The organism is Blattabacterium sp. (Blatta orientalis) str. Tarazona (assembly GCF_000334405.1).
Lineage (GTDB): Bacteria > Bacteroidota > Bacteroidia > Flavobacteriales > Blattabacteriaceae > Blattabacterium.
Map to the genome: position 1 here is coordinate 212816 of NC_020195.1, position 11896 is coordinate 224711.

Genomic DNA, 11896 nt, shown 5'->3' on the forward strand with positions numbered 1-11896 from the left:
AATCATATAATAGCTATAACATCAGACTCTCTCATAATAAGATATTCTTCTCCTTCCCATTTCAGTTCAGTTCCTGAATACTTTCCATATAAAACTCTGTCTCCCTCTTTTAGGATCATAGGTTCATCTTTTTTTCCATTTCCAACTGCTATTATAGTGCCTTTTTGTGGTTTTTCTTTTGCAGTATCAGGAATGATAATACCTGAAGCTGTTTTTGTTTCAGCAGGATCAGGTTGCACTAAAACACGATCTGCTAAAGGTTTAATCTTTACTTTCCCCATATTTAAAATAATTTTTAAGGTTAACGATACTTATCGTTCAAAGCCAAAAACATGCCAAATGTAAAAAATTCGAATTTTTTACATTTGTATAAAATTTAATGCCATAATGACATATTTACTGTTTGTATTTTAATAATAAATTGAAAAAAAAGTTAAAAACAAGATAATGATAGATAAGGTCCAAGTTATTTTTTCCAAAAAAATATTAGTTCTCTTTATTCCAAAAAATCTAAAATTTTTCTCCATAAAAGATTGAGAAATAAATCCTTTTTTAGGATTTTGGATCAAAATTATCCCAATAAGAAACAAACATGTTAGAATAATAAAAAATCCAATAAGTATAGTTAAATACATTAATCGTTTTTTTTACCAATTATTAAATATTCTATTGTATAATTTTACTACAAAATTTTTTGTAATTCGATCTATTATATAAGAATTATCCAGGAAAAAAACCTCCTCATGAGGAACTTTCTCTAAAATTTCAAAATTTTGAGTCCAATTTTTCTCTGGATTAGAATTATCTTTGCAAAAAATTTTTGCTTTTATTTCAATTATTTTCAATGGATAATTTTTTATTGAATGTATTTTATAATCAGTAATTTTCCCCTCTAAAAGAAGATCTCCATTTTTCAAAACTAAACCTAAAGGATTATGCAAAAGGATATAATCTTCGAATTTTTTTTTCATTTCAAATGAAAGAGATTTTCCTGGGATATTTATTTCTTCCGAAAAATTTCCAAGTTCTATTGTTTTTTCTCTTTTGGAGGAATATACATGATTAAAAAATACAGTTAAACCAGTGATAAAAATAATCAGAATTTTCTTACAGACCATATTGTTTGATTTTCCTATACAATGTTCTTTCTGAAATCCCTAACTCTCTAGCTGTTTTTCTCCTTTTTCCATTATTTTTTTTTAGAGCCTTTTGAATAAATTCTATTTCTTTTTTCTGTAAAGAAAAAGTGTTTGATTCGTTTTTATTAGTAGAATCTTCTTCTACTTCTTCATAATCAAAATCTTCATTTGTCGATGGATTTTTAGATGAATTAGAAGAATGTTCTAATCTAAATATAGAATCTTCTACTATAGATTTTACAGGATTATTGGAGGGTTTGATCATATTTCCAAAAACTTTTTCCATAAGTTGTTGATTTTCTTCTAAAAAATTATTATTAGTATTATTTTTACTTTTTATCAATTGAAAGGTTAAATTTTTTAGATTATTCAAATTTTTTCTCATGTCAAACAAAATTTTATAAAGAAAATCTCTTTCATTTGAAAAATCATGAAAGAATTGTTCGTTATTTGAACTAGAAAATGATAAAGAAGGAATATTTTCTGGAAGATATTCTTTTAATTTTTCTATAGAAATTTCACGTTTTTTTCTAACTACAGATACTTGTTCTGTTAAGTTTTTTAATTGTCTAATATTTCCAGGCCAAGGATAATTTTCTAAATACTTAAAGGCATCTTCAGTAAGTTTTATTGGAGGCATGTGATATTTTTCAGCAAAATCATTAGAAAATTTTTTAAACAATAATCTAATATCGTTCTTACGAAAACGTAAAGGAGGGACATTAATTTGTACAGTATTTAGACGATAAAATAAATCTTCTCTAAATTTTCCTTTTTGAATAGATTCTATCATATTCAAATTAGTAGCAGCTACAATGCGTATATTAGTCTTTTGTATTTGAGAAGATCCTACTTTAATAAATTCACCGGATTCTAAAACTCTAAGAAGACGAACTTGTGTAGTTAAAGGTAGTTCTCCTACTTCATCTAAAAAAATAGTTCCTCCATCTGCCCCTTCAAAATATCCTTTACGCATACTTGTAGCCCCTGTAAAAGATCCTTTTTCGTGTCCAAATAATTCGCTATCAATTGTTCCTTCTGGAATAGCCCCACAATTTACAGCTATATAAGAATGATGTTTTCTACAAGAAAATTGATGAATAATTTTTGGAATGAATTCTTTTCCTACTCCACTCTCTCCAAGAACTAATACAGAAATATCTGTAGGCGCTACTTGAACAGCTTTTTCCAAAGCTCTATGCAAGGAATATTCATTTCCAACAATACTAAATTTTTGTTTTATATTGTGAATAGATTCCATGTATGGAATGGATTTTATTATTTATTTTCATTGTCATCTATTTTTCCTATTAATGTGGCAGATGTACAATTAGTTATTTTCACAAAAACTGTTTCTCCTATCTTTGATAGCTTTTTTGGAAAAACTACCACAATATTTTGCGTATTCCGTCCATACCAATCTTGATTGTTTTTTTTGGATTTTCCTTCTATTAAAACTTCTTGTATTGTTCCCAAATATTTTTTCATTCGAAAAATAGAATGAATTCTTTGTAAATCAATAATTTCTTTTAATCTTCTTTTTTTTACATTTTCTGGAACATTATCTTTTAATTTTTTATAAGCATAGGTTCCAGGCCTAGGAGAATAAGAAAACATGTACCCATAATCATATTTCACTTTATTCATTAAGCTAATAGTTTCTAGATGATCTTCTTCTTCCTCATTACAAAAACCTGTTATAATATCATGTGAAATAGAACATTCAGGGACTATAGATCTAATTTTCTGTATTAGAGAAAGATATTTTTCTATGGTATATTTTCTATTCATCAGTTTTAATATTTTATTACTTCCTGATTGAACTGGTAAATGAATGTGTTTGCATATGTTAGAATGTTTTGAAATAACTTCTATCACTCTATCAGACATATCATGAGGATTAGATGTGGAAAATCGAATTCGCATAAATGGTATTTTTGAAGCTAATAAATCCAAAAGTCTTGAAAAATCAATTATTTTTTCGTTGCTATTATCTATTTTTATCTTTTTTTTTAAACCACCCCCAAACCAAAGATAAGAATCTACATTTTGACCTAACAGAGTTACTTCTTTATATCCCTTTTCGTATAAGTTTTCACATTCTTTAATTATAGAATATGGACTACTGCTTCTTTCTCTTCCTCTTGTAAAAGGAACTATGCAAAACGTACACATATTATCACATCCTCTTGTTATACTTAAAAAAGTGGTTATCTTTTTTTTATTATGGATAGGGACTAATATTTTCATATGTTTCATCTTGATTATCAGATAATAAAAATGGATTTTTATTTTTTTTTCATCATTCATCATAACTAAACGAATGATATCAGGTATCTTTCTATAAGAATTTGGACCTATAGAAAAATCTATTAGATTTGAATATTTTTCTGATTTTGATAAACATCCAAGAATCCCAAATAATGGAATTTTTTGATTATTTGATTTTAAATATCTTAAATTATCTAATCTTTTTTCAATAGATAGTTCTGCTTTCTTCCGTATTGCACATGTATTGAGTAGGATAATATGAGCTTTTTTTAAATTATTTGTTAATAAAAATCCATTTTTTGATAGGATTGAAATTATTATTTCAGTATCAGAAGTATTCATATGACAGCCATAACTTTCTATATAATAGAAAAATGGAGTTTTTAATGTGCTTAAAAAATTTTTTTTCATCTCATTTATAAAATTATTTATGAATGATTATAATAAAGGTAAAAAAATAAAATGTCATTATGTCATAATTGAAAAATATCCTTGAAATTTTAGGATGGAAATGGAAGATGAAGAATTTTTTTAGCCAAAAGAATCATGTTTTTGTCTCCTGTGGATTTCTCCTCCACATTAGAGAGTTTCACAACCGATATCCATTTTTTTTCCGGTAGAGCTTTTACCATTTTTATGACTATATTCATAGAAGGTGGTCCTACATCATTAGTAAAATTAGTTCCTATTCCAAAAAATGGATTTATCCTTTTTTTGCAAAAAGAGGAAATACTAGCTACTTTATATGGATCTAGGTTATCAGAAAATATAATTTTTTTTTTCAAAGGATTTATTTTAAATCTATTATAATGTTTTATAGTTTCATTAATAAATGAAATAGGATTTCCACTGTCATGTCTAATTCCTTCGAAGATATTTGCTAGTTTTTTATCGAAATTTTTGAAGAATATAGAAGAGGTATATGTATCGGATAAGGCAATTCCTAGATTCCTCCCATATATGTTTAACCAGTTTTCCATAGCTATTCGATCAGCTATATTGAACCCATATTTAGCTGCATGAAACATCACCCATTCATGCCCATGGGTTCCAAGAGGTTTAATGGAAAAAACTTGAGATAGGTGAACATTACTACTTCCCATAAAGAAAGGAGTTCCATCTTCTTTGAGAATTTTCAAAACTAATTTTTGAACTTCATAAGAATATCTTCTTCTAGTTCCATACTCTCCGATTTTAACATTTAACTTTTTGTATTCGGCTAATTTTTTTCTTGTTAGAAAAATAATCTTATTATTGGAAATACGTTTTGCTCCTGTCAAATGATAATACAATTCAGATATTATTGCCATTAAAGGAACTTCCCATAAAATAGTTCTACTCCATAATCCTTCTATATAGATTTGTATATTTTTTCCATTCTGAGATATATTAACTTCTTTTGGATCGTATTGGTATTTTTCTAAATAATCTAAATAAGAAGAGTCTAAGTAAGGACAGTTTTTTTCTAAAAAAATTCTTTCTTTATTTGATAATTTTAAGTTAGACATTTTTTTTAGATGATTTTTTAATATTTTGGAAAAATCCTTTGGAAAAGAGTGTTTTCCACGATTAATCAATTCATATTTTGCTTTTGCTGAGGGGAATAATTTTATTATAGCATTTTGCATAGTAAACTTGTAAAAGTCATTGTCTAATAAAGACCATACAATAGGGAATTCTTTCATTTTCATCAAATGCATTCTTTGGAATTCTTAAAAATTTTTTAAGATAAAATATTTGAGATTTTTAATAAATTATTATTCATAGAAATTTAATCTGAATAGTACTTTTTTTTATAGAATTAAAAAACTTATTTAAGTAGAATATTTTTCTTTTTTAGAAAAAATATTTCTCTAAATTTGCTTTTAAAACAATTTATTTTTAATATGGACAATACGAAATTATACGTTGGAAATTTATCTTATGAGATGACAGAACAAGAATTAAAAAACTATTTTGAATCTATAGGAGAAGTCACCCATGCAAAAATTATTTTTGATGAATCTACATCTAATAAAAGAAGCAAAGGTTTTGGATTTATAGAAATGTCTAATGAAGAAAACGCAAAACAGGCTATAGAAAAATTAAATGGAACAGAATTTATGGGAAGAAATATTATTGTTTCTGCAGCGAGACCAAGAGCGAAAAAAGACTATTAAATTCTTAATATTTATTATCTACGTCATCTACGTCTACATCTGTTTTTTATTATATGGAAAAAAAATAAAGAGTGAATGATTTTTCAATATGAAATAACAACGATATTTATACCAAATGTAGTAAACTAATATATGAAAAAATTATACGGAACAGGTGTAGCGTTGGTTACTCCTTTTAAAAGAGATGGAAAAATTGATTTCGAAGGGCTTGAAAAAATTGTAAAACATGTCGCAGAAAAAAAAGTAGATTATTTAGTAGTATTAGGTACTACAGCTGAAACGTCTACTTTAAAAAAGAAAGAAAAAAAAAATATAATTGAATGCGTTAAAAATATTAATCAGACAAAATTGCCCTTAATATTAGGTATAGGGGGAAATAATACAGAAGACATTATAGAAAAAATAAAGAATATAAATTTGGACGATTTTTCTGCAATTCTTTCTGTTTCTCCATATTATAATAGACCTTCTCAAGAAGGAATATATCAGCATTTTAAATCTATTGTCAATAATACGGATGCTAAAATAATTATTTATAACGTCCCTAAGAGAACTGGAACTAATATTCTTCCAGACACAGTTATTAGATTATCTAATGATTTTGAGAACATAATAGGAATAAAAGAAGCTTCTGGGTGCCTCTTACAATCTTATAAAATCATTGAGAAAAAACCAAAAAGTTTCAGTTTAATATCAGGAGATGATTTTATTACTTTACCTGTAATATTAGGAGGAGGAGATGGAGTGATTTCAGTGATTGCTCAAGGATTTCCAAAAGAAGTTTCTGAAATGGTATCTTTAGCAAAAGAAAATAAGATTCAAGAAGCTTTCTCCATTTTTTACAAGATAATCAATATGATTGAACTGATTTATGAAGAAGGAAACCCTACGGGAATTAAAACTTTATTAAAAGTTCTAAAAATATGTAATTCTTATGTCAGATTGCCATTGATAAATGGAACTTCTTTTCTAGAGAAAAAAATAAAAAAGGAGTTAAATTTATATAACTCAAATAATTAATATCAAAAATAGTATAAATCATGTTCAGTGAAAAAATACAGATAGGTTTAAAAAAACAATTAAATAGAGAATTAGAATCTTCTCAATTATATTTATCTATGGCATCTTGGGTGGAATGCAAACATGAGAGTTTGGAGGGAATCTCTAATTTTTTATATGATCATTCGGATGAAGAAAGAAAACATATGTTAAAATTAATAAGATATATTAATAAAAGAGGTGGATATGCAGATGCTTTTATGGAAAAAACTATCATTGAGAATGTTTCGTATAATTCTTTAAAAGAATTATTTCAAAAATTATTTGAACATGAAAAAATAATTTCTGAAGAAATTAATTCTTTAGTAGAATTATCTTTACAAGAAAGAGATTATTTTACTTATAATTTTTTGCAATGGTATGTTGAAGAACAAATAGAAGAAGAAGCTTTGACTAAAATGATCTTATCTAAGATCAAATTAGTTGAAAAAGATAAGGCTGGATTATATTTATTTGATCGAGATATAAAAAATTTTCATCTGAATCGTGAATAATAAAATAATTTTTTTATCATTATTTATAATATTTTCTTGTTACAAAGACCAACATGTATTAAAAAATTATGATAGTCATATTTTTACTTCTTTTTTTCATAGAAATCCTTCCAATTCTAATTTTTCTAAAAATGAAATTTCAATATTGAAAAATGTTTTCAAAAATTGGAATTTTTTTTCAAAAAAGGATCTTTCTAATTTTAATGGTCATAATTCGGAAGAAGATCGTTTATTTGACCGTGGATTTAATGAATTTATTCATTCATTAAATTTTGATTTGGATCAGGCAAAAACTCATGCAGCTATTGATACTTTAAATCAATTTATCACAAAATATCCAAATAGTCAAAAAATACAAGAAATTAGGAATATTATAGTCAAACTGATAAAAAAACTTGAAAAAAGAGATTATTATATAGCTAACACTTATTTCATTATGCGTAAATATAAGGCGGCTTCAATTTACTTTAAGGACTTTGTCAAAAAATATCCAAAAAGTATCTATAAAGAAAAAGCTTTATACAAAACTTGTATTATTACATATAAAATGGCAGAAAACAAAGAAAAAGCCTTAGATTTCTTTGAAGCCTATCAAAAATATGTAAAATTATATCCTGATTCTCATTACAAAATAAAAAAATTGAAAACATATTATAAAGAATTATTGAAATTATGAATTTCAAAGAAATTAATGCTCCAATAGATACAATCACTATAGATCGTATAGAATTGGAAAAAAAATCTGAAAAAAATATATATGAAACTATTTGTATTTTAGAGAAAATTAGTGAAAAAATTAATTATTGGATTAAAGGAGATTTAGATAAAAAATTGGAAGAATTTAATCTTATGAACAAAAATAATTTAGAGGAGATTTTTGAGAATAAAGAACAAATAAATCTTTCCATATTTTATGAAAAACTTCCCAAGCCTACTTCTATTTCTATTCAATATCTGTTAGATAGAAAAATAAAAATTAATTAAAATTTTCTTTTATAATCTTCCAAAAATTTATCTAGTCCAATATTCGTAAGTGGGTGTTTTGTAAGATCGCATATAACTTTTAAAGGAGAAGTAATTGCGTGAATTCCTATTTTAGCACATTCTATGATATGTAATGGATGACGTATTGAAGCGGCTAAAATATTTGTTTCAAAATGATAATTTTCATAAATATTCTTAATGTCTTTTATCAAATTCAATCCATTATATGATATATCATCTAGTCTCCCTAAAAATGGAGATACATAATAGGAACCAGATTTTGCTGCTAGAATAGCTTGTCCTATGGAAAAAACAAGAGTACAATTAGTTTTAATATTTTTTTTTGATAAAAATTTTATAGCTTTAATTCCTTCTTCACACATGGGAATTTTTACTACAATTTTTGGATGCAAAAGTGAAAGTTTTTCACCTTCTTGAATCATATCCATATAATTTGTACTAATTATTTCTGCACTCAAGTCTTCTTCATTTTCTAAAAGATTACAAATAGATACATAATGATTCATTATTGATTCTTTATCAATAGATTCCTTAGATATTAAAGAAGGATTAGTTGTGACCCCATCTAATATTCCTAATGCTTTAGCTTTTTTAATTTCTTCTAAATTAGCTGTATCTATAAAAAATTTCATAATTGTAAAACACAATGCTAAAGAACAAATTTATGAAAAAAAAAGTTATATTTCTCAACAATGGATTTCTTCGTTCGTTAAAAATTGATAAATAAAAATCCGTAAATTTATCATTGTTATTGAATAACATAAATATTATGTATTTTGATGTTATTGTCTTAGGAAGTGGACCTGGAGGTTATGTGGCATCCATACGTGCAGCGCAATTAGGAATGAAAACAGCTTTGATTGAAAAAGAATCTTTGGGTGGTGTCTGCTTGAATTGGGGATGTATTCCTACTAAATCTCTTTTGAATACTGCTAAAGAATTACAAAAAATAAGGGAAAATAAGGATTTATTTGGAATAAAAAATCCATTAGAAATCGATTTTTCTAAAATCATATCTAAAAGTAGACAAGTAGTGGATAAAATGAGAAATGGTCTATCATTTTTAATGAAAAAAAATGGAATTCATGTTATTTATGGAAACGCTAAGTTAAAAAATGGAAAAAAAATTGATATTTTTAGAAATGGAGAAAAATTTGAAGAATTTTACGCTTCTCATATTGTCATAGCCACGGGATCTAGATCTAGAATAGATAAAAAAATTCCTCAGGATGGAAAAAAAATAATAGGATATAAAGAAGCTCTTTCTCTTCCGTTTTTGCCTAAAAGAATAATTATTATTGGATCTGGCTCTGTTGGATTAGAATTTTCTTATTTTTATCATTCCATGGGATCAAAAGTCACCATTATAGAACAATGTTCTCAACTTTTTCCAAATGGAGATGAGGAAATATCTGATCAATTAAAATCTTCTTTTGAGAAAATAGGAATTCAATGTTATGTTTCTTCTTTTGTAAAAGAAATTAATTGTTCGAATAAAGGAATTGTAGCTGATATTCATACTATTGATGGAGACTTTCTTTTGGAAGCAGATATAGTTATCTCTGCTATTGGAACAGTATCCAATATTGAGTTCATAGGACTAGAGGAAGTAGGAATTTATACTAAAAAAGGTTTTATTTCTGTAGATGAAAATTATAGAACTAATGTGGATGGATATTATGCAATTGGAGATGTAATAGAAGGACCTTCTTTAGCTCATGTTGCATCACATGAAGCCATTGTATGTATAGAAAATATAAAAGGATTAAATCCTCAAAAAATAGATTATAACAATATTCCTAAATGTGTTTATTGCTTACCTGAAATTGCTTCAGTAGGTTATACAGAAAAAGAAGCTAGGGAAAAAGGATATAAAATTCGAATAGGAAAATTTCCTTTTAGTGCTATCGGAAAATCTGTTTGTGATGGAAACACGGAAGGATTTGTTAAAGTTATTTTTGATGATAAATATGATGAATGGTTAGGTTGTCACATGATTGGAAATCATGTGAGCGATATAATTTCCGAAGTAGTGGTTGCTAGAAAGTTAGAGGCAACAAATCATGAGATAATAACATGCATTCACCCTCATCCTTCGTTAAGTGAATCTATTTTAGAATCTGTTGCTCACGCTTATGGAAAAGCTATTCATTTATAAAAATTTCTAAGTATAAGATTCATATGTTATTTATGATACATGTAGTATTATTTGGTCCACCAGGATGTGGAAAAGGAACTCAAGCAAAAATTTTAAAAAAAAATTTAGGATTCATTCATTTATCTACTGGCGTCATGTTTAGACATCATATAAAGTGCAAAACAAATTTGGGAAAAATAGTTCGTTATTATCTTAAACAAGGATTATTAGTTCCTGATCACATTACTATAAATATGTTAAATGTAGAAATAAAAAAGAATATTTCATCTAGGGGGATCATTTATGATGGATATCCTAGAACAAAAAATCAAGTTTCTTCTCTAGATAAAATATTAAAAGAGAAATCTATAGGAAAGATAGATGTGATTTTTTATTTTTCTATTGAAAAAAAATTGTTAATCAATAGATTATTGAACAGAGGAAAAACAAGTTATCGTGATGATGATACGGATATTATAACAGTTCAAAGAAGGATAGAAGAATATAATAAAGAAACTGCATGTATTTGGAATGAAGAAAAATGGAAAAATATTATTGTAAATGTCCCAGCTTCTTCTTCTATAGAAAATGTATCTCTTTTTATTAAGAAGAAAATCATGAATTTTTTTTGATGAAAGATAATTTCATAGATTTTATAAAGATTTACTGTAAAAGTGGAGATGGAGGAAAAGGAGCAATACACTTTCATAGAGAAAGATCTATAAGGAGAGGAGTATCTGATGGTGGAGATGGAGGAAAAGGAGGAAATATTATTATGCGAGGAAATTCTAATATTCATACATTTATTCATTTAAAATATAATAGACATTGGATCGCAAATTCTGGTTTTCCAGGGGGGAAAAAAAATTTAACCGGAGCTAATGGGAAAGATTTATTCATAGAAGTTCCTGTAGGAACTATCGTTAAAGATGTTAATCAGAACATATTAGCAGAAATTACTAGAAATTTTCAAGAAGAAGTTTTATTCCAAGGAGGAATAGGTGGAAAAGGAAATGCTTTTTTTAAGAGTTCGAAAAGAAGATCTCCTTATTATGCGCAATCTGGAGTAAAGACTAAGGGGAATTGGATAATTTTGGAATTGAAAATACTAGCAGACGTTGGAATCATTGGATTTCCTAATACAGGAAAATCCACTTTGCTATCCAAAATTACAAAAGCAAGACCAAAAATAGGAAATTTTTGTTTTACTACTACAATTCCAAATTTTGGAATAGTTAAAATGAATTATGATTCATTTATAGTTGCTGATCTTCCGGGAATTATAGAAAAAGCTTCGGAGGGAAAAGGATTAGGATATAAATTTTTGAGACATGTAGAACGTAATTTTATTTTGCTGTTTTTAATTTCTTCAAATACAGAAAATCATAAAATGGAATATTCAACTTTATTAAATGAATTGAAAAAATTTAATCCGAAATTATTAAATAAGAAACGTTTGTTAGCAGTTTCTAAATCAGATTTAATTGATAAGAGAACGAAAGAAGAAATAAAAAAAAATTTTCTTTTTTTAAAAGAAAATATTATTTTTATTTCTTCTTTTACAAGAGATGGACTTGTTCAGCTAAAATCGGAATTATGGAGTTTGGTTAGGGAAAATGCAAAGAGATAAAG

15 protein-coding genes are annotated in these 11896 nt (G+C 26.3%); 8 read left to right on the forward strand and 7 right to left on the reverse strand.

The features are described 5' to 3' along the window. Nucleotides 1–2 precede the first annotated feature (2 nt). The 6 genes from groES to pncB all read right to left on the reverse strand — a co-directional run bounded on the left by groES (nucleotide 3) and on the right by pncB (nucleotide 5110). Nucleotides 3–281: a co-chaperone GroES gene (gene groES / locus BLBBOR_RS01025; protein WP_015370595.1), complete on the reverse strand. Its 279-nt coding sequence runs from the start codon at nucleotides 279–281 to the stop codon at nucleotides 3–5. Between the two features lie 129 nt (nucleotides 282–410). Continuing rightward, nucleotides 411–635: a preprotein translocase subunit SecG gene (gene secG / locus BLBBOR_RS01030; protein WP_015370596.1), complete on the reverse strand. Its 225-nt coding sequence runs from the start codon at nucleotides 633–635 to the stop codon at nucleotides 411–413. 12 nt (nucleotides 636–647) lie between these two features. After that, nucleotides 648–1118 (reverse strand): hypothetical protein, encoded by a 471-nt coding sequence (locus tag BLBBOR_RS01035; RefSeq protein WP_015370597.1) that lies wholly within the window; start codon nucleotides 1116–1118, stop codon nucleotides 648–650. Further along, the gene (locus BLBBOR_RS01040) at nucleotides 1108–2400 is read right to left on the reverse strand and encodes a sigma-54-dependent Fis family transcriptional regulator (protein ID WP_015370598.1); all 1293 of its coding nucleotides are present in this window, start codon (nucleotides 2398–2400) and stop codon (nucleotides 1108–1110) included. Before BLBBOR_RS01040 ends, BLBBOR_RS01035 begins: the two co-directional genes overlap by 11 nt. Before the next feature lie 17 nt (nucleotides 2401–2417). After that, nucleotides 2418–3821, reverse strand: a complete 1404-nt coding sequence (gene miaB / locus BLBBOR_RS01045; protein WP_015370599.1) for a tRNA (N6-isopentenyl adenosine(37)-C2)-methylthiotransferase MiaB — start codon at nucleotides 3819–3821, stop codon at nucleotides 2418–2420. 89 nt (nucleotides 3822–3910) lie between these two features. Further along, entirely contained in the window at nucleotides 3911–5110 is a 1200-nt protein-coding gene (gene pncB, locus BLBBOR_RS01050; RefSeq protein ID WP_148283263.1) for a nicotinate phosphoribosyltransferase, read from the reverse strand. A gap of 186 nt (nucleotides 5111–5296) precedes the next feature. Between pncB and BLBBOR_RS01055 the strand changes: the two genes are divergently transcribed. The 5 genes from BLBBOR_RS01055 to BLBBOR_RS01075 all read left to right on the forward strand — a co-directional run bounded on the left by BLBBOR_RS01055 (nucleotide 5297) and on the right by BLBBOR_RS01075 (nucleotide 8106). Next, nucleotides 5297–5569, forward strand: a complete 273-nt coding sequence (locus BLBBOR_RS01055; RefSeq protein ID WP_015370601.1) for an RNA-binding protein — start codon at nucleotides 5297–5299, stop codon at nucleotides 5567–5569. A gap of 132 nt (nucleotides 5570–5701) precedes the next feature. After that, complete coding sequence (dapA, locus tag BLBBOR_RS01060) at nucleotides 5702–6589, forward strand: 4-hydroxy-tetrahydrodipicolinate synthase (RefSeq protein ID WP_015370602.1); 888 nt, start codon at nucleotides 5702–5704, stop codon at nucleotides 6587–6589. Nucleotides 6590–6609: 20 nt separating this feature from the next. Next, nucleotides 6610–7122 (forward strand): ferritin, encoded by a 513-nt coding sequence (locus BLBBOR_RS01065; protein WP_015370603.1) that lies wholly within the window; start codon nucleotides 6610–6612, stop codon nucleotides 7120–7122. Further along, nucleotides 7115–7798: an outer membrane protein assembly factor BamD gene (locus BLBBOR_RS01070; RefSeq protein ID WP_015370604.1), complete on the forward strand. Its 684-nt coding sequence runs from the start codon at nucleotides 7115–7117 to the stop codon at nucleotides 7796–7798. The genes BLBBOR_RS01065 and BLBBOR_RS01070 overlap by 8 nt, the downstream gene beginning before the upstream one ends. Next, complete coding sequence (locus BLBBOR_RS01075; protein WP_015370605.1) at nucleotides 7795–8106, forward strand: hypothetical protein; 312 nt, start codon at nucleotides 7795–7797, stop codon at nucleotides 8104–8106. The genes BLBBOR_RS01070 and BLBBOR_RS01075 overlap by 4 nt, the downstream gene beginning before the upstream one ends. Here BLBBOR_RS01075 and fsa read toward each other — a convergent pair. Further along, nucleotides 8103–8759: a fructose-6-phosphate aldolase gene (fsa, locus tag BLBBOR_RS01080; RefSeq protein WP_015370606.1), complete on the reverse strand. Its 657-nt coding sequence runs from the start codon at nucleotides 8757–8759 to the stop codon at nucleotides 8103–8105. The two genes, BLBBOR_RS01075 and fsa, sit on opposite strands and share 4 nt — an antisense overlap. Nucleotides 8760–8896: 137 nt before the next feature. Here fsa and lpdA point away from each other — a divergent pair, with 137 nt between their 5' ends. The 3 genes from lpdA to obgE are packed head-to-tail and all read left to right on the forward strand — an operon-like array spanning nucleotide 8897 to nucleotide 11894. Next, nucleotides 8897–10285, forward strand: a complete 1389-nt coding sequence (gene lpdA / locus BLBBOR_RS01085) for a dihydrolipoyl dehydrogenase (RefSeq protein WP_015370607.1) — start codon at nucleotides 8897–8899, stop codon at nucleotides 10283–10285. Between the two features lie 32 nt (nucleotides 10286–10317). Continuing rightward, nucleotides 10318–10896 (forward strand): nucleoside monophosphate kinase, encoded by a 579-nt coding sequence (locus tag BLBBOR_RS01090; RefSeq protein WP_045118215.1) that lies wholly within the window; start codon nucleotides 10318–10320, stop codon nucleotides 10894–10896. After that, complete coding sequence (obgE, locus tag BLBBOR_RS01095; protein ID WP_015370609.1) at nucleotides 10896–11894, forward strand: GTPase ObgE; 999 nt, start codon at nucleotides 10896–10898, stop codon at nucleotides 11892–11894. Before BLBBOR_RS01090 ends, obgE begins: the two co-directional genes overlap by 1 nt. The last annotated feature ends 2 nt before the right edge of the window (nucleotides 11895–11896 follow it).